The organism is Acrocarpospora sp. B8E8 (assembly GCF_039871605.1).
In the GTDB taxonomy this organism is placed as follows: domain Bacteria; phylum Actinomycetota; class Actinomycetes; order Streptosporangiales; family Streptosporangiaceae; genus Acrocarpospora; species Acrocarpospora macrocephala.
Map to the genome: position 1 here is coordinate 18,800 of NZ_JBDPLV010000030.1, position 20,173 is coordinate 38,972.

At 70.4% G+C, this 20,173-nt stretch carries 21 protein-coding genes; 7 read left to right on the plus strand and 14 right to left on the minus strand.

The genetic code is table 11. The features are described from left to right. Positions 1–14 precede the first annotated feature (14 nt). The 3 genes from ABGB08_RS27015 to ABGB08_RS27025 form a co-directional block, all read right to left on the minus strand. Positions 15–458, minus strand: coding sequence for an Lrp/AsnC family transcriptional regulator (locus tag ABGB08_RS27015; RefSeq protein WP_155352619.1), 444 nt, complete (start codon positions 456–458; stop codon positions 15–17). A gap of 122 nt (positions 459–580) precedes the next feature. Next, positions 581–814, minus strand: coding sequence for a DUF397 domain-containing protein (locus ABGB08_RS27020; protein WP_155352618.1), 234 nt, complete (start codon positions 812–814; stop codon positions 581–583). A gap of 91 nt (positions 815–905) precedes the next feature. Then, positions 906–1,799, minus strand: a complete 894-nt coding sequence (locus ABGB08_RS27025; RefSeq protein ID WP_347595283.1) for a helix-turn-helix transcriptional regulator — start codon at positions 1,797–1,799, stop codon at positions 906–908. A gap of 218 nt (positions 1,800–2,017) precedes the next feature. On the opposite strand from ABGB08_RS27025, the gene ABGB08_RS27030 reads away from it, so the two are divergent. Next, a complete protein-coding gene (locus tag ABGB08_RS27030) occupies positions 2,018–2,524 on the plus strand; it encodes an ATP-binding protein (RefSeq protein ID WP_347595031.1) in 507 nt (168 codons plus the stop codon). An 83-nt stretch (positions 2,525–2,607) separates the two neighbouring features. On the opposite strand, the gene ABGB08_RS27035 is transcribed toward ABGB08_RS27030, so the two are convergent. Both ABGB08_RS27035 and ABGB08_RS27040 read right to left on the minus strand, forming a co-directional pair. Continuing rightward, a complete protein-coding gene (locus tag ABGB08_RS27035; protein ID WP_347595034.1) occupies positions 2,608–4,806 on the minus strand; it encodes an MMPL family transporter in 2,199 nt (732 codons plus the stop codon). 39 nt (positions 4,807–4,845) lie between these two features. Continuing rightward, entirely contained in the window at positions 4,846–8,226 is a 3,381-nt protein-coding gene (locus ABGB08_RS27040) for a BTAD domain-containing putative transcriptional regulator (RefSeq protein WP_347595286.1), read from the minus strand. A gap of 106 nt (positions 8,227–8,332) precedes the next feature. Between ABGB08_RS27040 and ABGB08_RS27045 the strand changes: the two genes are divergently transcribed. Beyond that, complete coding sequence (locus ABGB08_RS27045; protein ID WP_347595037.1) at positions 8,333–8,998, plus strand: hemerythrin domain-containing protein; 666 nt, start codon at positions 8,333–8,335, stop codon at positions 8,996–8,998. Here ABGB08_RS27045 and ABGB08_RS27050 read toward each other — a convergent pair. Beyond that, positions 8,995–9,711, minus strand: coding sequence for a DUF5941 domain-containing protein (locus tag ABGB08_RS27050; RefSeq protein WP_347595040.1), 717 nt, complete (start codon positions 9,709–9,711; stop codon positions 8,995–8,997). The two genes, ABGB08_RS27045 and ABGB08_RS27050, sit on opposite strands and share 4 nt — an antisense overlap. Beyond that, entirely contained in the window at positions 9,708–11,288 is a 1,581-nt protein-coding gene (locus tag ABGB08_RS27055; RefSeq protein WP_347595043.1) for a CDP-alcohol phosphatidyltransferase family protein, read from the minus strand. The genes ABGB08_RS27050 and ABGB08_RS27055 overlap by 4 nt, the downstream gene beginning before the upstream one ends. Before the next feature lie 240 nt (positions 11,289–11,528). On the opposite strand from ABGB08_RS27055, the gene recO reads away from it, so the two are divergent. Together recO and ABGB08_RS27065 are read left to right on the plus strand one after the other, a co-directional pair. Continuing rightward, entirely contained in the window at positions 11,529–12,311 is a 783-nt protein-coding gene (gene recO / locus ABGB08_RS27060; protein ID WP_347595046.1) for a DNA repair protein RecO, read from the plus strand. 13 nt (positions 12,312–12,324) lie between these two features. After that, a complete protein-coding gene (locus ABGB08_RS27065) occupies positions 12,325–13,095 on the plus strand; it encodes an isoprenyl transferase (RefSeq protein WP_155348182.1) in 771 nt (256 codons plus the stop codon). 7 nt (positions 13,096–13,102) lie between these two features. Here the strand turns inward: ABGB08_RS27065 and ABGB08_RS27070 are convergent, their stop codons facing one another. From ABGB08_RS27070 to ABGB08_RS27095, 6 genes are all read right to left on the minus strand, one after another. After that, positions 13,103–13,627, minus strand: a complete 525-nt coding sequence (locus ABGB08_RS27070) for a CGNR zinc finger domain-containing protein (RefSeq protein ID WP_347595050.1) — start codon at positions 13,625–13,627, stop codon at positions 13,103–13,105. Between the two features lie 276 nt (positions 13,628–13,903). Further along, positions 13,904–14,284 carry a transcriptional repressor gene (locus ABGB08_RS27075; protein ID WP_155352608.1) on the minus strand — a complete coding sequence of 127 codons (381 nt, stop codon included), beginning with the start codon at positions 14,282–14,284 and terminating at the stop codon, positions 13,904–13,906. Continuing rightward, positions 14,281–15,114: a metal ABC transporter permease gene (locus tag ABGB08_RS27080; protein WP_347595054.1), complete on the minus strand. Its 834-nt coding sequence runs from the start codon at positions 15,112–15,114 to the stop codon at positions 14,281–14,283. Before ABGB08_RS27080 ends, ABGB08_RS27075 begins: the two co-directional genes overlap by 4 nt. A 1-nt stretch (position 15,115) precedes the next feature. Beyond that, positions 15,116–15,901 carry a metal ABC transporter ATP-binding protein gene (locus ABGB08_RS27085; RefSeq protein WP_347595289.1) on the minus strand — a complete coding sequence of 262 codons (786 nt, stop codon included), beginning with the start codon at positions 15,899–15,901 and terminating at the stop codon, positions 15,116–15,118. Positions 15,902–15,963: 62 nt separating this feature from the next. Then, positions 15,964–16,893 carry a metal ABC transporter substrate-binding protein gene (locus ABGB08_RS27090; RefSeq protein WP_347595057.1) on the minus strand — a complete coding sequence of 310 codons (930 nt, stop codon included), beginning with the start codon at positions 16,891–16,893 and terminating at the stop codon, positions 15,964–15,966. 81 nt (positions 16,894–16,974) lie between these two features. Then, positions 16,975–17,379 (minus strand): DUF6703 family protein, encoded by a 405-nt coding sequence (locus tag ABGB08_RS27095; RefSeq protein ID WP_347595060.1) that lies wholly within the window; start codon positions 17,377–17,379, stop codon positions 16,975–16,977. A gap of 52 nt (positions 17,380–17,431) precedes the next feature. Here ABGB08_RS27095 and ABGB08_RS27100 point away from each other — a divergent pair, with 52 nt between their 5' ends. From ABGB08_RS27100 to ABGB08_RS27110, 3 genes are all read left to right on the plus strand, one after another. Beyond that, positions 17,432–17,713: an antibiotic biosynthesis monooxygenase family protein gene (locus tag ABGB08_RS27100; protein ID WP_347595063.1), complete on the plus strand. Its 282-nt coding sequence runs from the start codon at positions 17,432–17,434 to the stop codon at positions 17,711–17,713. Between the two features lie 78 nt (positions 17,714–17,791). Beyond that, positions 17,792–19,177 carry a glycine--tRNA ligase gene (locus ABGB08_RS27105; protein WP_347595066.1) on the plus strand — a complete coding sequence of 462 codons (1,386 nt, stop codon included), beginning with the start codon at positions 17,792–17,794 and terminating at the stop codon, positions 19,175–19,177. 149 nt (positions 19,178–19,326) lie between these two features. Then, entirely contained in the window at positions 19,327–19,776 is a 450-nt protein-coding gene (locus ABGB08_RS27110; RefSeq protein WP_347595069.1) for a hypothetical protein, read from the plus strand. On the opposite strand, the gene ABGB08_RS27115 is transcribed toward ABGB08_RS27110, so the two are convergent. Then, positions 19,752–20,171, minus strand: a complete 420-nt coding sequence (locus ABGB08_RS27115) for a hypothetical protein (RefSeq protein WP_347595072.1) — start codon at positions 20,169–20,171, stop codon at positions 19,752–19,754. The genes ABGB08_RS27110 and ABGB08_RS27115 overlap by 25 nt on opposite strands. Between the last annotated feature and the right edge of the window lie 2 nt (positions 20,172–20,173).

Sequence of the window (20,173 nt, forward strand, 5' to 3'; positions counted from 1 at the left end):
CGACCGGCGATTCGTTACGCCGGACGGGACGTGATCAGGCGGGTGAGCACGATCGCGCTCTTGGTCCGCACCACGAAAGGCTCGGCGGCGATGCGCTCGATGACCTGCTCGACATGGCGCACGTCGGTGGCCCTGATGTGCAACAACGCGTCGGCCTCCCCGGTGACCGTGCAGGCCGAGACGACCTCGGGCAGCCGCGACACCGCCAGCGCGATCGCGCTCGGCGAGGTCTTCCCCTGGCAGAACAGTTCCACGTAGGCCTCGGTGGTCCACCCCAGCGCCGACGGCTCGACCTGCGCGGTGAATCCGGTGATCGCCCCCGTCTGCACCAGCCGATCCACCCGCCGCTTCACCGCCGGAGCCGACAGCCCGACCTGGCCGCCGATCTCCGCATATGTCGATCGGGCGTCCTCGACGAGGGCCCCGATGATGGCACGATCCAGCTCGTCCAACTTCACGCCCCCTGTATATCGCCCTGGCGGGCGAGCAGGCGCGGCGGGCGGCCATGATCAAAAGCGGTGGTCAAACCTTCGTGAGCGCCGCTCCCGGAACGCGGCGCTCAAGAGCGTTCCAGCCGAGATCAGGTCCGCGCGACCAGATCGTCGAACTCGCCCGACTTCACCGCCCGCAGGAACGCGGCGATGTCCGCGCGGCCGAAGACCAGCGCGGGACCTGTCGCGAAGCGGGAGTTGCGGAAGGCGACCTTGTTGTCGGCGAGGCGGGCCACCTCGACGCAGCTGCCGCTGGGATTGCTATGGGTGCTCTTGCGCCACGTGGTGCCGCTCAGGTCGTTCGCGTTGGGGACGTGGTCCATCGTGCCCTCCAGATTTCTCGTTCTGGAGAGCAAGACTATGCCGTGCACGTGCATCCGTGTTTGCAGTTGTGTTTGCAGGTGTGTTTGCACGCTAGAGAGTTTTGAGGATGTCCTCCAGGAACGCGGCGGTCCGGGAGACCGGCATGGCCTCCACGCAGAGGGTGTTCATGACCTGCATGTAACGGTCGACTTCTTCGGGTTTCTCCAGGTAGAGGGCGCTGGTGAGCTGCTCCAGATAGACCACGTCGGGCAGTTCGCGCTCGTCGAACCGCAGGATGGTGAACGGGCCGCCGGCGGCGGCGTGGCCGCCCCGGTCGAACGACACGATCTGCAGGGTCACATTCGGGTTACGAGTTGCGTCGAGCAGGTGCTCGATCTGCCCGCGCATCACCTCGACGCCGCCGAGCGGTCGGCGCAGCGCGGCCTCGTCGATCACCGACCAGAGTTTGACCCCGTCCGGGCCCTCCAGGCGCTTCTGCCGGGCCACGCGTAATGCGACCCGGCGGCCGATCTCGTCGTCCGGGGAGTCCTCGTGGCCGAGTTTGATGACCGCGCGGGCGTAATCCGGCGTCTGCAGCAGGCCGTGCACGAACTGGACCTCGTAGCTGCGGATGACCGCCGCGGCCTCCTCAAGGCCGACGTAGACCTCGAACCAGCTGGGCAGCAGATCGCTGTACTTGTGCCACCAGCCGGGGGTGTTGGCCTCCCTGGCCAGGGTGAGCAGGACGGCCCGCTCGTCGGGGTCGGTCAGGCCGTACATGGTGAGCAGGTCCGCGACGTCGCGTTCCTTGAAGCTCACCCGGCCCAGCTCCAGGCGGCTGATCTTCGCGTGCGAGGCGCGGATGATGTGCCCCGCGTCGTCTGGGGAGATCCCCTTCGCCCGGCGCAGCCGCCTGAGCTGCGCGCCCAGCAGGATGCGCAGCACGGTGGGACCGCCGCGCGAATACGGGAGGACGCGAGGTTCCTCGCTTGTGTCAGGCGCCACGTTCACGTCGACTCCAGGGCTGGACGAACGATTGCCGGAACAGTGAACCATTGTCGCATTGCGGGCACGTTGCGGGTAGCCGATCTTAGACCCGAGCTGACAACTCCGCGGTTACGAATATTTACCGGGAATCTGGGGATGTACGTACCGATGCACGTGCATCCGTGATTGCATATGATGTTACAGGGAAGGCCGAAAGTTCACCTTCAAGGACGGCGATGACCGCACATCTGGCAGGGCTAGGAGCCGCGACCGCGCCTTCTTGGCTCATTCCGGAGTTCGAGTCGGTTGTGGGGCCTGACTTGAGCTGGCCCGCACCCGCCAGCTGCGCTCTGCGAGCGGGTGCGGGCTCGGCCTCGGTCGCCAGGAGGTTCGCCGTCCAGACCCTGCGCGAGTGGGGCCTGCCGCAGGTCGCCGACGATGTCCAGCTGGTGGTATCCGAGCTGGTCACCAACGCGCTGCGGCATGCCCTGCCCGACGGCATGAACTCCGGCGCGTCCGGCGCCCCCGTCCAGCTGCGGCTGGTCAACCAGAGCGTGCACGTCGCCTGCGCGGTCCGCGACCCGAGCGAGCGGGTGCCGATGATGTGCCCCGAGGATGATTTCGCCGAGTCCGGGCGTGGCCTGCTCCTGGTCCAGGAGCTGAGCCTCACCTGGGGCTGGACCATCCTGCGGGGCACCGGCAAGGTCGTCTGGGCGATCTTCACCGTTCCAGGCGGTTATTAATGAGAAAACCCGTCCCATAGCCAGCCGCATAGCCACCGACCAGGCGATTCACCGCTGCGGCTGTCCAGATCACGACTTTCTCATTAATAGAGTCGGGCCAATTCCCGCTCAGGAGCCGCCGCGTGCGCGGTTTTCGGGAGCAGCCGGTCGAGCCAGCCGGGCAGCCACCAGTTGGCCCGCCCCAGCAGGGCCATCGTGGCGGGCACCAGCACCATCCTGACCACGGTCGCGTCGATCAGCACGGCGGTGGCCATGCCGACCCCCGTGGTCTTGACGGTCACGTCCGGGTCCAGGGCGAAGCCGATGAAGACCGCGACCATGATCGCCGCCGCGCTGGTGATCACCTTGCCGGTGGCGGCCAGGCCGCGCACCACGCTGCCCCGGGCGTCGCCGGTGGCCAGCCAGTCCTCCCTGATCCGGGAGAGCAGGAAGACCTCGTAGTCCATGGACAGGCCGAACAGCACGGTGAACATCAGGATCGGCACCCAGCTGGAGATGGGCCCGCCGTGCGGCAGCCCGACCAGGCGCGCGCCCGCGTCGGTCTGGAAGACCACGGTGATCACGCCGTACGCCGCCGCCACCGAGAGCAGGTTCATCACCGCCGCCTTCAGCGCCACCACCGGGGCCCGGAACAGCAGGGTGAGCAGCAGCAGGGACAGGGCGACCACGAACGCGATCACGATCCACAGCCGCTCGGCCAGCCGGTCGGAAATATCACCGAATCCGGCGACGGTTCCGGTCACCATCACGCCGTCGGGCAGGGTGGCGCGCAGCCGCTTGACCAGCTCCGTGGTGCGCTCGTCCTGCGGTCCCGTGGTCGGTTCGATCGTGAGGACCGCCGCCTGGCCCTGGATCAGCGGGGGCGTGACCGCCTTGACGCCGACCTGGCCGGGCAGGGCGGCGGCCACCTGGGCGGCCAGCGGAGCGGGCATGGCGAGCACGATCGGGCCGTTGGCGCCGGGGCCGTACTCCGCGGCGACCAGGTCGTAGGCGACCCTGGTGGTGTTGCTCTCGGGCTGGCTGCCCGCGTCCTGCGGCCAGGTGCGCATGCCCAGCACGGGGGCCGCCAGGGCGAGCAGCACGACCAGGGCGGCCAGCGCGGACCGCAGTGGCCTGGCGCCGACCCAGCGCGCCCAGCGCTCGGTCCGGGTGGGGCCGGTGCGCAGCGCCGTACGGACCGGGTCGCCGGTGCGCTCGCGGCGGGGCAGCACCCGGCGGCCGGCCAGCCCCAGCATGGCCGGGACCAGGGTGATCGAGGCGATCATGACCGCGCCCACGGTGGCGAACGTGGCGTACGCGAACGAGGCGTACACCGGCAGGGTGGACAGGTTGAGACCGAACAGCGAGACCAGCACGGTCAGGCCCGCCACGAGCACCGAGGAGCCCGCGGTGGCGGTGGCCTCGGCCGCCGCCTCGCGCGGCGACAGGCCCCGGCGCAGCCCTTCCACGTGCCTGCTGACCAGGAACAGCGCGTAGTCGATGCCGACGCCCAGGCCGACCATCGACGCGATGGTGGGGGCGGTTGACGAAATGTCGGTCACGGCCGCCAGGAGCGTGATCAGGGAGGTGCCGACGCCCAGGCCCATCAGGGCGACCAGGATGGGCAGCCCGGCCGCGACCAGCGAGCCCAGCGCGGCCACCAGGATCAGCAGCGCGGCGATCACGCCGACCGCCTCGGCGGAGCCGCTGGGCGCGGAGAAGTTCTCCGGCACCTCGCCGCCGAACGCCACGGTGAAGCCCGCCTGCTCGACCGGTTCGGCCGCGGCGCGCAGCGCGTCCACGCCCTCCGAACCGGAGAAGTCGGTCACCGGGATGCGGTAGTTGACCGCGACCAGCGCCGTGTCTCCATCCTTAACGTCTCCATCCTTAACGTCTCCATCCTTAACGTCTCCATCCTTAACGTCTCCATCCTTAACGTCTCCATCCTTAACGTCTCCATCCTTAACGTCGCCGTCCGCCGACAGGCGGGGCGGCGCGACCATGGCGACGCCGCGCATCATCTTCAGCCGGGCCGCCAGCTCGGTCAGCAGCGGCTCGGGAACGGCCCGATCGCCGTGGACGACCACGCGGGCGGTGGCGCCTGACAGTTCGGGGAAGTGCTCGGCCAGATAGGCCGTCCCCACTTGATAGGGAATGCCGGGGATGGAGTAGTCGTCATGGGTGTCGCCCCCCGCGACCCCGGCCACGCCGACGGCGGCGACCAGGGCGAGGAGCCAGGCGAGGAGCGTGCGCCACGGATGGGCCGCGGACGCGCCGCCGAGGCGGCCGAGAAGACGAGCCATGGGGGTGTCCTTTTCATCGGATTGGACCCCTACAGTCGGTCAGCCCTCTTGCCCGTCTCTTGGCGCCGTCTTGGAGTCCACTCCGCGCGCCGCCTCCTCGGCCTCCGCCGCCCACGTGGCGGCCCCGTGGACGCGCGCGATCACGGCCGCGTGCCGGTAGCTCGCCGCCGCCTCCGCCGGCCGCCCGGCGGCCAGCAGCAGATCGCCGAGCGTGTGCGCGACCGGCCTGGCGGCCACCGACAGGGACGCGGTCCCGGGCACCAGGTCCTCGATCTCGCGGAGCACCTCGATCATCTCCGCCATCTCGGCCGGGGTGCCGAGCCGCGCCACCGCCTGGCCGCGCAGCACCGCGTACATGGAGTAGTAGTAGTCCCGCCGCAGCGCCTGCCCCCGCGCCCGCGCGGCCTGCGCCCGCTCCACCTCGCCGGCTTCGAGCAGGACGAGTGCCACGATGTCGGCCGCGGTCGGCCCGTACGTCTCGAACAGCAGGTCGGCGGCGGGGGCGTACTCGGCCAGCCGGCCCTGGCTGAGCCGGATCCCGAACACGGCGAAGGCGTGCCCGCCCTCGGCGTGGATCGAACCGGCCCGCGACAACGTGTGGTACGCCTCGACGTAGCGCTGTTCCGCCTCCTCCAGCCGTCCGGCGATGTGGGCCAGCGTGCCCTCGGCGATCATCCCGACCGCCCCGGCCTCCACCATCTGGTACGCCTTCGCGATCTCGTGCGCGCGGTCCAGGTGCGCCCGCATGCGCTCGATATCGCCCAGCATGCAGCGCCCCCGGGCCGCGAGGAACTCGCCGTACCAGCGGTAGGCGACCATGTGGTGGGCCACCGCGATCTCGATCAGCCGCTCGCTCAGCTCGACCACCCGCCGCGGGTCGGCCTCCATGTGGCAGCGCCGGATCTGCACCACCAGGTTGATGGCCTCGGCCGCGGGGTCGTCCATGGTCGCGACCAGCGCGTCCAGGTCCGCCACCGCGGCGGTGGCCCGCGGATCCTCCTCGCCCTCCATCTCGGAGTACACCATGTCCAGCAGCCGGCACCGCGTCAGCGGCTCCAGGTCGTCGCGGCGCAGCACCCGGGCCAGCAGGTCCAGCGTGCGCTCGTCCACCGTCCCGTACGGCTTGATCTGCCAGGGCGTGGCCTCGGTCCAGCAGGTGAGCGCGGTGATCAGCAGGTCGTCCCGGCCGGTCTCCTCGGCCAGGTCGATGGCCCGCTGCCGGGTCTGCCTGGCGGCGGCCACGTCCCCGGACAGCACGTGCGCCTGGGCCAGCCGGGCCAGCAGCTCCACCCGGCGGAAGTCGGGGTCGCCCACCTCTCCAGGCACCCGCTCGAAGCACTCCAGCGCCTGCGCGAACAGGTCCGCGGCGGTGTCGTGGGCATAGCGGCGGGTGGCGAGCTCCCCGGCCCGGATGGAGTAGCTCATGGCCCGCTCCGCGGTGGCCGAGGTGGCCGCCCTGGCGTAGTGGTGGGCCAGCGCGGGCAGGTCGCCCGGATGGAGCCGGGCGATCGAGTCGGCCACCCGGGCGTGCGTCCTGGCCCGGCGCATCTGGGACAGGTCCTGGTGCAGCGTGTCGCGGACCAGCGCGTGGGCGAACCTGACCCGGCCCGGCGCGGGCTCGGTGAGCAGCCCGGTGAGCACCCCGGCCTCCAGCGCCTCCAGCACGCCGTCCTCGTCGGCGTCGGCGGCCCCGACCAGCACCTCCACCTCGGCCTCGCGGCCGACCACGGCGGCCAGCCTGAGCACGCTCACGGCCGGCGCGGGCAGCCGGGCGAGCCGCCGCCTGAGCACGTCCCGCACCCCGTCGGGAACCGCGCCCAACCGGCCTTCGGAATCCAGCAGCCGGGCGCTCTCCCGCACGTAGAACGGGTTGCCGCCGGTCCGCTCGGCGAGCGAGGCGAGCGTGTCCCGGTCCACCGGCCTGGCGCAGATCGAGGAGACCAGCGCCTCGATGTCGGCGGCGGACAGGCCGGCGAGCGGCAGCCGGATGGGGGAGTGCCGGGCCAGCTGCGCGAACGCGTCCTCCTGCGACTCGGTCACGTCGGACGGGCGGAACGCGGCCACCAGCAGGATGCGCGCCCCGGCCAGCTCCTCGGCCACGGCGGTGAGCAGGCCGAGCGTCTCGGCGTCGGCCCGGTGCAGGTCGTCCAGGACGATGGCGAGGCCGGGACCGTTCCCGTTCTCGCCGGTCATCCCGCGCAGCCAGGCGCAGGCCGCGCGGTGCAGCCGGAACCGGCCGATGGCCGCGTTCTCCTCGGTGGGGTGCTGCCCTTCGCCCAGCAGCGGGGCGAGCTCGCCCTGGTAGGCGCCGAGCGGCACGTCCCTGGTGAGCGGGCGGAGCGCTTCGATCCACGCCCAGGCGGGCGGCGCGCCGTCGTCCTCGGGGCAGCGTCCGGTGGCGATCCGCCAGTGTTCGGGGCCGAGCCCGTCGATGAGCCGGTTGATCAGGGTGGACTTGCCCGCGCCCGGCTCGCCGCTGATCAGCACCAGGCGTGACTCGCCCGCGAGCGCGTCCTGCGCGGCCTTGGCCAGCACGTCCAGTTCGGTGTCCCGCCCGACGAACAGCGGCTCCACCGCCCGGGTCTCGGCCGGTTTGCGGGTCTTGGCGGCGACCGGCTGCGGGGCGCGGGGCCGGGTGGCGGCGGTGAGCACGGACAGGTCCTGGTTGAGGATGGCTCGTTCCAGTTCGACCAGCGCGGGGCCCGGGTCGAGGCCGAGCTCCTCGGCGAGGGTGTGCCGGGCGCGGCGCAGCGCGGCCAGCGCGTCGGCCTGCCGTCCGCTGCCCCACAGCGCCAGCGCGAGCAGCCGCCAGCTCTCCTCCCGGAGGGGATGGCGCCGGGTGAGCAGCTCGGCTCCGGGCACCGCCTCGATCGCGGGCGCGGAGTGCAGCGTCACCTCGACCAGTAATTCCTGCGCGCCGAGCCGGATCTCGCCGAGCCGGACGGATTCGGCGATCGCCCACTCCTCATCGGCGACTTCGGCGAACGCCTCGCCCCGCCACAGGCCGAGGGCCTCGCCGAGCGCCTTCCTGGCCGCGGCCGGGTCGCTCTCGCTGAGCGTTCTGGCCTGCTCGGCCAGGCGCTCGAACCGCCAGGCGTCCACGGCGTCGGGGTCCAGCCGGATGGCGTAGCCGGGGGCGGCGCTGACGATCACTTCGGCGGGCGCGCGCGGGGGCCGGTCGGGTTCCAGCAGGCGGCGCAGGTTCGCCACGTAGGACTGGAGCGAGGCGGTCGCCTTGGCGGGCGGTTCACCGCGCCACAGGTCCTCGATCATCCGGTCGACCGAGACGACGTCGCCGCGCATCGCCACCAACAGGGCCAGCACCGCACGCTGCCGAGGACCCCCCAGCGGTACGGATCTGTCGCCCACCCGGGCGTCAAGCGGTCCGAGTACCCGCAGGAGCACCGGCACACGAGCCATCACGGGGCTAAGCGTAGTACTGCCTCGATCCCAAGACCGTCCCAAGTGGGCTTCAAGACGGCAGGCGGAGATTTATCGGCACACAGACCAACAAGGGAGCTCAGAAATGTCCACCGCCACCCAAGACCATCCGTACGTCCAGGAAATGGTGATCATCCACCGGGTGTTCCGGCGCGAGTCCCGGCTGCTGCCGCGGGTCGTCGGCCGGGTCGCCGCCGGGGATGCCGCGCGCGCCAAGGTGGTCGCCGAGTACTACCGCGCGTACGCCGAGGGCCTGCACCACCACCACACGAACGAGGACAACCTGCTCTGGCCCAAGCTGCTGGCCCGGGTCGACCTGGAAGCCGAGCTGGTACTGCGGATGGAAGCCCAGCACGAGGTGGTGGCCGGCACGATGGAGCGGATCGCCGCCCTGCTGCCCGAATGGGAGCGCACCGCCGCCTTGCACCTGCGCGACCAGATCATCGCCGAACTCGGCAGGCACCGTGACGCGCTGGTGGAGCACCTGGGCGAGGAGGAAGAGCGCATCCTGCCGCTGATCTCCGAGCACATCACGGTCGCCGAGTGGAACGCCCTGGGCGAGCAGGCGTTCCGCGAGATGGCCAACGACTCCGCGACCAAGAAGCTGATCTCCCTGGGCTCCATCCTGGAGGAGATCACCTCGGAGGAGTACGCCCACTTCATGGCCGACAAGCCCGTCATGGTCAAGCTGATCTGGAACCTGGTCGGCAAGCGCGTCTACGCCAAGCAGATCAAACTCATCCGAGGCTAACCCTGTTCGGCGTCGCCGGTCGCGGCTTCCATGGCCTCCTCCGGGCTGGCCTCCAGGTCCTGGTCGGCGGAGGCCTTGTCCAGCGCGGACGCCTTGTCCAGCCGCACCCAGCTGGTCACGCTCTCCACCGAGAACAGCACCACCAGATACGCGGTGAGCAGCCCGGCCACCCACGTCAGCTGCCCGAACGCGGCCCCGGCCCCGATCACCAGCAGCCGGACCTCCCAGCCGAGACCCGCCTGGAAGATCCAGGCGGGCGGCCAGATGCTCTGCCTGGTCCGGTAGACGGTGTCGTAGGTGTGGTAGCCCACGATGTAGATCAGCACGAAGAGCAGCCACTTGGGCGTCTGCTCGGCCAGGCCCAGCAGGATGATGGTGAGGAACTCCGCGCCGCGCAGCAGCGGCGGGGTCAGCCAGTCGAAGCGGCCCAGATGGTCCCGGGGCGCGGTCGGCACCACCAGCGCCACCAGCACCAGCGCCGGGACCAGCAGGATCGGGCCCTCGGTGAGCACGCCGGTGACCGCCAGCGCGATGATCGCGAGCAGGGCCGCCAGGGTCGCAGGAACCGGCGGCAGGCCGGGCCCGAGGCGGTTCTTCAGGACGGCGACCAGGGGGCCGTCGTCGCGGTAGGCGAGCAGCCGCTCGGTCTGGATCCGGCGGCGCTCCTCGTCCGGGTCGGGGAGCGGGGTGACCTGCTGCGGGTGCGTGATCATGCGAGTGACCTCAGGAGACGTCCGGTCAGGGTGTAGGTGGCCGCGACGCCGCCCCAGACGATCAGGGTGAGGAACGTCACCCGGGGGTCGAAGAACGCGGTGACCAGGGCGATGGCGGCGAACCGCTCGCCGATCGGGAAGACGATCATCTTGCGGGCCCAGTGCATCGGGCGGAACCGCCCGGCCCTGGCCCAGAACCGGAGCATGGCGTGCACGCCGCCGCTGCGGCTGAGCTTGCGGGTCTCCAGCGCCTCGCGCAGCGGCCGGTCGTCGGCCACGGTCAGCTCCAGGGTGGGCAGCGGCACCGGCGGCTTGCGCCGGTTGGCGGCCCCGAAGGAGAAGTCCAGCAGGTGCTTGACCGACTGGAGCGCCAGCGCCACGAGGGCCAGCGTCCACACGCCCTCGCCGTCGCCGAACTGGCCGGACACGGTCGCGCCGACGGCCAGGCCGACGAAGCAGGCATACTCCTTGAACCGGTCGAAGGTCGCGTCCAGCCAGGCGCCGAGCACGCCGAACTGGCGGGCGTAGCGGGCGACCTGGCCGTCCACGCAGTCGAAGACGAACGCGAAGTAGATGAGCACGCCGCCGGCCACGTAGCCGGGCCGGGTGCCGGTCGCGAACGCGCCCGCGGCCAGCAGGCCCGTGAAGATCGAGATCAGCGTGACCTGGTTGGGGGTCAGGCCGCGGCGGGCCGCCCAGCGAGCCAGGAAGCGCGAGTAGGTGCTGACGAAGAACGTGGTGAAGAAGCCGTCGGCGCCCTTGACCGCGTTGTCCAGCCGGGCCCGGTCCTCGTTGAAGGCAGCCATCTCGGCGAGCGCGGCCACCGCCTCGGCGGGGTCGTGCAGGCGGCGGTAGAACAGGTCGCGGCGGCCGCGCACGCCGACCGAGACGCCGCGCCGGACCAGGCCGAACACGAGCAGCTCGGTGACGTCGTCCTCCGGGCCGACCAGGTGAACCAGGTCGGCGAGCTCGCGGGCCACCTCGGCCAGCGTAGCCACGTGCTTCTGCTGCACGTGGATGGGCCCGAGCAGGGCCGCGTTGGGGCGGGTGACCGCGTGGTGGGCGGTGCCCACCGAGATCACCCGGCCGCGCCCGGCCCGGGTGCGCTGCGGCAGCCCCTCCAGCACGGCCGTGCCGATCTCGGGCTCGGCCTCCTCGATCGGGGGCGGCTCCGGCGCGTTCTCGTCCCGCTCCTCGCGCAGGATCAGCGCGATCGCGCCGCGCTTGGCCTTGGTCAGCTGGTAGATCAGCTCGTCGTGCAGCAGCGCGTTGGCGGGCAGGATCAGCACGTTGTCGGTGGATCCCGCCACCGCGTCGGCCAGCGCGCGCAGGTCACCGGCCACGTCGGCGCTCTCGGCCACCCGCGCCGGCTGGACGCGGAACGCCGCCGCGTCGGCGGGCCTGGCGATCGTGACGGGCTCGGGGTCGAGGGAGGCGAGCTGCTGGAGCAGCCTGCCGTACACGGTGGGGGCGCCGGGCAGCGACGGCAGCGGCAGGTCCGTGGGGGGGACGGGCGGCGCGCCGGCCTCGGAACCGATCGGGCCGGGCGAGGAGCCCAGCAGGACCACGCGGGTCATGGCACCCTTTCAGGCGGGGGTCAGTCAGTCAGGGCGGCGGATACCAGGTGGCCGGTCAACCATCTGATACGGAAAGCCCGCCAGCGCGCCAAAGCTTAGTGACCTTTCGGTTAAGCCGTAGCACCCCAGGTTTACCCCACGTCAACCCGATGTCCAAGCTAGGGACGACTTTTCCGCCCCAGGCAGCGCCCCAATTCTTACCGAAATTTCCCTATTTGTGACCCGGAGTAGCATGAGCGGGTGAGTCTTTACCGTGACGAGGGCGTCGTGCTGCGCACCCACAAGCTGGGGGAAGCCGACCGAATCATCACGATCCTCACCAAGCGCACCGGCAAGGTCAGAGCCGTCGCCAAGGGCGTGCGCAAGACCAAATCCCGGTTCGGCGCCCGGCTGGAACCCTTCACCCACGTGGACGTGCAGCTGCACCCCGGCCGATTCCTGGACGGCCGCTCGCTGGACATGGTCACCCAGGTCGAGACCCTCCGGCCGTACGGCGAGGCGCTGGGCGCCGACTACCCCCGCTACACGGCGGGCACCGCCATGCTGGAGACCGCCGACCGGCTCACCCCCAGCGAGAAGGAGCCCGCGCTCCGCCAGTTCCTGCTGCTGGTGGGCGGGCTGCGCACGCTGGTGGACGGCTCGCACGAACCCCGCCTGGTGCTGGACGCGTTCTTCCTGCGCTCCCTCGCGGTGGCCGGTTACGCCCCGGCGCTGGCCGAGTGCGCCCGCTGCGGCGCGGAGGCGGTCCGGGCGTTCGCGATCGTCGCGGGCGGCGTGGTCTGCGGCGCCTGCCGCCCGGCGGGCGCGGCCGTGCCGGCGGCGGAGACGATCGCGCTCATGATCGCTTTACTGCGCGGGGACTGGCCCGCCGCCGACGCCTCGCACTCCCGCAACCGGGTCGAGTGCAGCGGCCTGGTGGCCGCCTACCTCCAGTGGCATCTGGAGCACGGAATCCGCTCATTGCGTCATGTCGAACGCACCGAGTCTGCACCGGCGGCGCACGTTCCCCCCACACGGAGCTAATACCCTCGTGGGCATGGTTCGACCGCCTACCCCGCATCCGTCCGGGGCCACCCCGCCCGCAATCCCGCGCGAGTCCGTGCCCCGGCATGTCGCGATCATCATGGACGGCAACGGCCGCTGGGCCAAGGCCCGTGGCCTGCCCCGTACGAAAGGGCACGAGGCGGGCGAGGCTTCGCTGTTCGACGTCATCGAGGGGGCGATCGAGCTCGGCATTCCGTACCTGTCGGCGTACGCGTTCTCGACCGAGAACTGGAAACGTTCGCCCGACGAGGTGCGCTTCCTGATGGGCTTCAACCGGGACGTGATCCGGCGGCGGCGTGACGAGCTGAACGCGATGGGCGTGCGGGTGCGCTGGGCCGGCCGGCCCGGGCGGCTGTGGAAGAGCGTGATCTCCGAGCTGCAGACCGCCGAGGCCATGACCACCCGCAACGCCACCCTGACCCTGCAGTTCTGCGTCAACTACGGCGGCCGGGCCGAGATCCTCGACGCCGCCGTCCGGCTCGCGGGCGACATCGCCGCCGGGCGGGTCAAGGCGGGCCGGGTGAACGAGCGGCTGTTCTCCCGCTACCTGGACGAGCCGGAGATCCCGGACGTCGATCTGTTCGTCCGCTCCTCCGGGGAGCAGCGCATCTCCAACTTCCTGCTCTGGCAGACCGCGTACGCCGAGATGGTCTTCCTCAACCGCCTCTGGCCCGACTTCGACCGCCGCGACCTCTGGCAGGCGTGCGAGATCTACGCCCAGCGCGACCGCCGCTACGGCGGCGCGATCCCGAACGCCGTCTAGGCACCTTTTAAGCTCGGCGCCGCGCCCGATACGCGGCCACGTGCATCCGGTTCCCGCAGGTACGGCTGTCGCAATAGACGCGGGACCGGTTGCGCGACTCGTCCACGAACACGTGCGAGCAGTCGGGGGCCGAGCAGGTCCGCAGCCGATCCCGCTCACCCTCGACCAGCACGTGCGCCAGCGCCACCCCGCAGTCGGCCGCCAGATGCTCGGCCAGCGAGGCCCCGGGCGCGAAGTAGTGCACGTGCAGCGGGAACCCGTCGTGCTGGGTCAGCCTGGGCGTGATCCGGGTCCGCCCGAGCAGCGTGTTCAGCCGATCGATCGCGACCGGATCGTCCGGGGCGGTGAACACGTCATGGAAAGCGCTCGCCAGCGCGCGCACCTCGGCCAGATCGCCGGGGTTCAGGAACTCCACCCCGCTGACCTTCCGGCGGAGCACGAAGGCGGCGAGCTCCTCCATGTCCGCGGGCGGGGTGTTGACCAGATCGACCGCCGTGGCGAGCGAGTACACCATGTCATGACTGAATGGCATGTCGACTCCCGTCAACCCCCCGTTTTCCCTTGTCCAGGAAGCGTATCCGTTACCCGAAATGTGACCAAATGCGAGCACAGATCAGGCAGCCGTAGCCTTGCGACCCCGGCGTTCCCCGTTTCTGGGGTTCCCGCTTCAGCGCCGACCGCCTACCCATTCGTAGGTCTTACACCGGCTCCACGGGCGTTTTGCGTCTCCCCGCAACTCTGGGCGACGTTGGTCTCATCAAAACATGCGTTCGCCTACGCTCGCTCGCATTTGCCTGAACTGCTTCCGTCAGCGTGGACCGGAGCAGTCGGCGCAGGTGCCGAAGACCTCCACCGTGTGGGTGATCTCCACGAATCCGTGCTCGGCCCCGATCGCCTCCGCCCAGCGCTCCACGTCGGGCCCGGCCACCTCCACGGTCCGGCCGCACGCGCGGCAGACCAGATGGTGGTGGTGCACGCCGCTGGCGCAGGCCCGGTAGACGGCCTCGCCGTCGTCGGTGCGCAGCACATCCACCCGGCCGTCGTCGTTGAGCGCCTGCAGCGCCCGGTAGACCGTGGTCAGCCCGATCTTCGCGCCGACCGACCGCATCTCGGTGAAGATGTCCTGCGCGCTGCGGAAGCTCTCGCTCCTGCGGAGAATCTCGTGCACCGCGTCGCGGCTTCTGCTCATGATATGGACTCCCGGGTACGGCTTCGCCGTACGAATCTACCCACCGCCAGGGCCACGGCGAACCCGGCGAGGGCGAGCAGGACGATCGCCGCGCCGGACGGCACGTCCAGGTAGAAGGAGGACGTCAGCCCGCCCACCGTGGCGAGCACGCCGAACAGCATGGCCAGGGCCATGGTGGCCCGGAAACTGCGGGTCAGCTGCTGGCTGGTGGCCACCGGGACCACCATGAGCGCGCTGACCAGCAGCAGGCCCACCACCCGCATGGCGACCACCACCGTGACGGCCGCCACCACGGCGATGAGCAGGCCGAGGAAGCGGGTGGGCAGGCCGGCGGAGCGGGCCACCTCCTCGTCCTGGCAGAGCACGAACAGCTCGCGGCCGAAGACCGCCAGCACGGCCAGCACCAGCACGGCCAGCACGGCGATGACCCACACGTCCTGCCGGTTCACGCTGGTGATCGCGCCGAACAGGTAGGAGTTGAGCGAGGCCGTGCTGCCGCCGGGGGTCAGGTAGATCAGCATCACGCCGCCCGCCAGGCCGCCGTAGAACAGCAGCGCCAGCGCCACGTCCCCGCTGGTCCTGCCCCTGGCCCGGACCAGCTCGATGGCGACCGCGCCGAGCGCGGCCACCACGACGGCGGTCAGCACCGGCGCGGTCCCGGTCAGGAAGCCCAGCGCGACGCCGGTCAGGGCGACATGGCCGATGCCGTCGCCGAGCAGGGCCAGGCGGCGCTGCACGATGAAGGTGCCGACGGCGGGCGCGGTCAGGCCGACCAGTACGGCGGCGGCCAGCGCGTACCGCATGAAATCCAGGGACAGCAGCTCTATCACGTCATAGATCCAGGTTCTCGGTGCGCGAGCCGATCGCGGCGTCCGACCAGCCGGAGAGCGCGCCCGCGCCGGGGTGGGGGGCGTGCGGGTGCACGTGGTCGTGCCCGGGCAGCGCGTGCGCGCCGACGGCCTGCGGGGGCGGGCCGTCGTGCACCACGCAGCCCTCCTTGAGCACGACCGCGCGGGTGATCAGCGGTTCCAGCGGGCCCAGCTCGTGCGCCACCAGCAGCACGGTCCTGCCCCCCTGGATCAGCCCGGCCAGGGTGTCGGCCAGGTGCCGCTGGCTGGCCGCGTCCACCCCGGCGGTGGGCTCGTCCAGCACGAACACGTCCGGTTCCCCGGCCAGCGCGCGGGCGATCAGGACCCGCTGCTGCTGGCCGCCGGACAGCGCTTGGACGGGGTCCCCGGCCCGGTCGCTCAGGCCGACCTCGTGCAGGGCGCGGGTGACCGCCGCCTTGTCCGCCGCGCTGGTGGGGCGAAAGCGGCTCTGGCGGGCGATCCGGCCGGAGGACACGATCTCGCGCACGGTCGCGGGCACGCCGCCGCCGACCGAGAGGCGCTGCGGCACGTAGCCGATGCGCCACCACTGGCGGAACCGGGCGGGGGCGGCGCCGTACAGCTCGGTGGTGCCGCCGGACAGGGGGATCAGGCCGAGCAGCGCGCGGATCAGGGTGGACTTGCCGGAGCCGTTGGCCCCGAGGACGGCGACGACCTCGCCCTCCTCGATGGCGAGGTCGACGCCGCGGAGGATCTCCCGGCCGTCCAGGCTGATCCGCCCGGCGGTCATCCGGAAGGCCGTCGTGGCGGGCACGTTCACCGCCTTTCCCAGGTCGTGCGCGACAGGTGCGGTCATGTGCAGCCAAGCGCGGTGCGGAGGGTGGCGAGGTCGCCCCGCATCGCGGTCAGGTAGTCGCCGCTGGCGGGCTGGCTCTCCAGCGGATTGAGCACCGCCGTCTTCGCGCCGACCTCTTGGGCGAGGACCTCGGCGACCTTCGGGCTGACGAGCTCCTCGGTGAAAATGGTAGTCACCTTCTTCTGCTTGGCGATCCCGGCCACCTCGGCCAGGCGGGCCGGGGAGGGCTCGGCGTCCGGATCGATGCCGCTGATGCCGATCTGTTCGAGCATGTAGCGGTTGGCCAGATAGCCGAAAGCCGTGTGGCTGGTGACGATGGCGCGGTTGGCGCAGGTGGTCAGCCCCTGCTGGAACTCCTTGTCCAGCGTGGTGAGGTCCGCGGCGGTCGCGGCGGCGCGTTCCCAGTAGCCGGACGCGTGCGCCGGGTCGGCGGTGGCGAGCCGTTCGCCGAGCTTGGTGGCGATGGTGGCGAAACGGTGGGGATCAAGCCAGATGTGCGGGTCGTAGCCGATGTCCTCGTGCGCGTGCCCGTCTTCTTCCCCGTGCTCTTCCTCGTGCGCCGCGGTCGCGAGGGTGGGGACGACCGTCGCGGCGTCGAAGCCCTCGCCGGCGGCGTGCTGCTGGACGGCCTCGTCCACGGCCGGCTGCACGCCCTTGATGTAGACGATCAGCCCGGAACTCTGGATGTCGGCGACCTGCCGGGGCGACAGCTCCAGGTCGTGTGGCTCGACACCGGGCTTGGTGAGCCCCTCCACGGTCACGTCGGCGCCGCCGACCCGCTGGGACAGCCACTGGAGAGGATAGAAGGCGGCGGCGACGTGGAGCTTGCCCCCGGCCGGAGCCGATTGAGGAGATCGATCGACGGTGGACCCGCAGGCGGGCACGGTGAGCAGAGCCGTCCCCGCGACGGCTATGAGACTACGCAAGCGCAAATTTCCGGACATCACGCTTACGAGTATGAAGGAAAATGAAAACGGTTGTCAAAACTGTCCGGTTTATCCGCCGTGTCAGATGACCCCGAACCGGGTGAGTGCCACTAGCAGGAGAAATGTGCCCAGTGCCACCCGAAGCAACCGCCCACCCGGCCGCAAGGACGGCCAGGACATGTACGCCAGCCACGCCACGAACCCGAACACCGGCAGCACCGCCAGCCCGCCACGCCAGTCCGCCACCGCGAAACCGACCAGCAACAGCACCACCAGCAGGACCGGCACCACCCAGCGCGGCAGTTGGTAAAGAAACACCAGCACGGTCGCGCTGCGCTGCTCGACCGCCCGGCGGAACCCGGTCGAGCCGGGCGTGAAGAACTGTTCCCCCGCCGGCAGCGGACGCTTGGCCGCGGGCTTGCGGGCCGGCGGCCGGGGCTTGGCCAGCGGGTGCGGTGATTTGCGGGGTTTAGAGGTATCGGCCACGGTCACGAGCCTAACGCCGCGACTCCACCAGGGGGATGGCATGCTGGGGCCCATGCTCGCCGTGATCCGCTATTCGGTGCCCGAGGCGCAGACCGACCAGTTCACCGGTCAGGCCACGGAAATCCTCGATCTGCTCGCCGCCCAGGACGGATTCGTCCGCGGCCAGGTGAGCCGCTCGGTGGACGAGCCCAACCTGTGGGCCCTGGTGAGCGAGTGGGACGGCGCGGGTTTCTACCGCCGTGCCCTGTCCGCGGCCAGGATGGCGATGTATCCGCTGATGACCCTCATGATCAACGAGCCCAGCGGCTACGAGCAGGTGTACGGAAAGGGCTGAGCGGGTGACTGCGGGATTCCCCTAAGCTTGGCGGATATCAATCCCAGCGCCGACACCCAGCCGGATGGAGCCGCACTCATGGCACGTCGTACCGACGTCATGGAAACCATTGTCAGTCTCGCCAAGCGCCGCGGGCTCGTGTACCCGTCGAGTGAGATCTATGGCGGACTGCGCGCTTCCTGGGACTACGGTCCGCTCGGGGTCGAGTTGAAGAACAACGTGAAGCGCGAGTGGTGGAAGAGCGTGGTGCAGGGCCGCGACGACGTCGTGGGCCTGGACTCGTGCGTGATCCTGGCCCGCGAGGTCTGGGTCGCCAGCGGCCACGTGGAGACCTTCACCGACCCGCTGACCGAGTGCCAGTCGTGCCACAAGCGGTATCGGGCCGACCACCTCGAAGAGGCCTACATCGAGAAGCACGGCAAGGCCCCGGAGCACGGCCTGGCCGACCTGGTCTGCGTGAACTGCGGCACCAAGGGCGCGTTCACCCAGCCCAAGCAGTTCAGCGGCCTGCTGAAGACCTACCTGGGCCCGGTCGAGGACGAGTCGGGCCTGGCCTACCTGCGCCCGGAGACCGCGCAGGGCATCTTCATCAACTACCTGAACGTGCAGCAGTCAGCCCGCAAGAAGATCCCGTTCGGCATCGGCCAGCAGGGCAAGTCCTTCCGCAACGAGATCACCCCGGGCAACTTCATCTTCAGGACCCGCGAGTTCGAGCAGATGGAGATGGAGTTCTTCGTCAAGCCGGGCACCGACGAGGAGTGGCACCAGTACTGGATCGACGAGCGCCTGCGCTGGTATGTCGATCTGGGCATCGCCAAGGACAACCTGCGGCTCTACGAGCACCCGAAGGACAAGCTGTCCCACTACTCCAAGCGCACGGTCGACATCGAGTACCGGTTCAATTTCACCGGCGCGGAGTGGGGCGAGCTCGAGGGCATCGCCAACCGCACCGACTTCGACCTGACCAGCCACGGCAAGGCCTCCGGGGTGGACCTGTCGTTCTTCGAGCAGGAGACCGGCGAGCGGTATGTGCCCTATGTCATCGAGCCGGCCGCCGGTGTGGACCGGGCGGCGCTCACCTTCCTGCTCGACGCGTACACGGTGGACCAGGCTCCCAACGCCAAGGGCGTGATGGAGGAGCGCACGGTCATGCGCCTGGACCACCGGCTCGCCCCGGTCAAGGTCGCGGTGCTGCCGCTGTCCCGCAACGCCGACCTCTCCCCGAAGGCCAAGGACCTGGCCGCCCAGCTGCGCCGCCGCTGGAACGTGGACTTCGACGACGCGGGCGCGATCGGCCGCCGCTACCGCCGACAGGACGAGATCGGCACGCCGTTCGCGATCACGGTCGACTTCGACACCCTGGAGGACCACGCGGTCACCATCCGGGAGCGCGACACGATGGCCCAGCAGCGGGTGAGCCTCGACCAGGTCGAGGCCTACCTGCGCCAGCACCTGAACGACTAGCCCGCCCACGGGATCAGCGTCGCGTGACGCGGTTGTGCCACACGGGCCCGTCCAGGAGGTCGAAGACCACCTGCACGGGCCCGTGTCCGCATAGCCAGAGTGAGCAATAGTGTTGCACTAGTGATGCACATCTGGCTTATCGTGGAAGCATGAAGTCCTTCCCGTTCAGTGCCTTGGCCCGCGAGCGCAACGAAGTCTTTCCCGAACTGGACGCCGCCGACGTCCTTCTTGAACGCCGGGACGCCGAGAACGTCTGGCTAGTACGCGACGAGCGCTATCAAGCCGCGCGCAGCGCGCTGCTCACTCTGGCCCGGTCCATGACGATCGTGGCCCGCGCCAACCAGGCACTCGCTGAGGAAGCGCTGGCCGAAGATCTGCCCTGGCTGACTTGGCTGCCGGAGAATGAGCGCCCGCAGTGCGTCCGCGAACTGCTCGCCCATCTCCTCGCCGGGGCCGACACCGGCGAATTGATGCCCTACGCCCGAGCCCGCCGGTCCTGGACCTCCACCGCACTGGCCTGGAGCAACCCTGAGATCGCCCGCGAACTCCTCAACCCGTTCGACGGCACCGGCGGTCAACGCATCGACGGCGACGAGTGAGCGGGCGAGGCGAAGAGATCCGCCGACCGACCGGGTGGATCGTCCGCGCAGCCAACGCCAAAGCCTGGCGGGCGTGGCGCGAACTGCGGGCACAGGCGCCAGGTAATTGCGACCGGTGCTGGTTGGACCTCACCGGTGACCCCCGCCGGATCAATGACCGGCAACACCCTCTTAACGGGGCGCTCGGCACCGTGAAGCACGACGGCCGCGACCTTGAGCAGTGGCAGTACGAGATTACCGCCGGGGGACGCGTCTGGTATGTGATCGATGATGCCGAACAAGTCATCTGGTTCACGAAAGTCGCCGCCGGTCACCCAAAGGAGTCGGAACGACGGAACCGGTGGTAATGGCTGACGCTTGGCTACTTCGGCGAGGTAGCGCTGAAACGGCGTCATCT

Bases quoted from the DNA above. Each gene is read 5' to 3' on its own strand.
- ABGB08_RS27035 (WP_347595034.1), bottom strand. From the start codon at position 4,806: ATGGCTCGTCTTCTCGGCCGCCTCGGCGGCGCGTCCGCGGCCCATCCG.
- ABGB08_RS27030 (WP_347595031.1), top strand. From the start codon at position 2,018: ATGACCGCACATCTGGCAGGGCTAGGAGCCGCGACCGCGCCTTCTTGG.
- ABGB08_RS27020 (WP_155352618.1), bottom strand. From the start codon at position 814: ATGGACCACGTCCCCAACGCGAACGACCTGAGCGGCACCACGTGGCGC.
- ABGB08_RS27085 (WP_347595289.1), bottom strand. From the start codon at position 15,901: ATGACCGCCGGGCGGATCAGCCTGGACGGCCGGGAGATCCTCCGCGGC.
- ABGB08_RS27110 (WP_347595069.1), top strand. From the start codon at position 19,327: ATGAAGTCCTTCCCGTTCAGTGCCTTGGCCCGCGAGCGCAACGAAGTC.
- ABGB08_RS27115 (WP_347595072.1), bottom strand. From the start codon at position 20,171: ATGACGCCGTTTCAGCGCTACCTCGCCGAAGTAGCCAAGCGTCAGCCA.
- ABGB08_RS27065 (WP_155348182.1), top strand. From the start codon at position 12,325: ATGGTTCGACCGCCTACCCCGCATCCGTCCGGGGCCACCCCGCCCGCA.
- ABGB08_RS27040 (WP_347595286.1), bottom strand. From the start codon at position 8,226: ATGGCTCGTGTGCCGGTGCTCCTGCGGGTACTCGGACCGCTTGACGCC.
- ABGB08_RS27075 (WP_155352608.1), bottom strand. From the start codon at position 14,284: ATGAGCAGAAGCCGCGACGCGGTGCACGAGATTCTCCGCAGGAGCGAG.
- ABGB08_RS27070 (WP_347595050.1), bottom strand. From the start codon at position 13,627: ATGCCATTCAGTCATGACATGGTGTACTCGCTCGCCACGGCGGTCGAT.
- ABGB08_RS27105 (WP_347595066.1), top strand. From the start codon at position 17,792: ATGGCACGTCGTACCGACGTCATGGAAACCATTGTCAGTCTCGCCAAG.
- ABGB08_RS27055 (WP_347595043.1), bottom strand. From the start codon at position 11,288: ATGACCCGCGTGGTCCTGCTGGGCTCCTCGCCCGGCCCGATCGGTTCC.
- ABGB08_RS27100 (WP_347595063.1), top strand. From the start codon at position 17,432: ATGCTCGCCGTGATCCGCTATTCGGTGCCCGAGGCGCAGACCGACCAG.
- ABGB08_RS27045 (WP_347595037.1), top strand. From the start codon at position 8,333: ATGTCCACCGCCACCCAAGACCATCCGTACGTCCAGGAAATGGTGATC.
- ABGB08_RS27050 (WP_347595040.1), bottom strand. From the start codon at position 9,711: ATGATCACGCACCCGCAGCAGGTCACCCCGCTCCCCGACCCGGACGAG.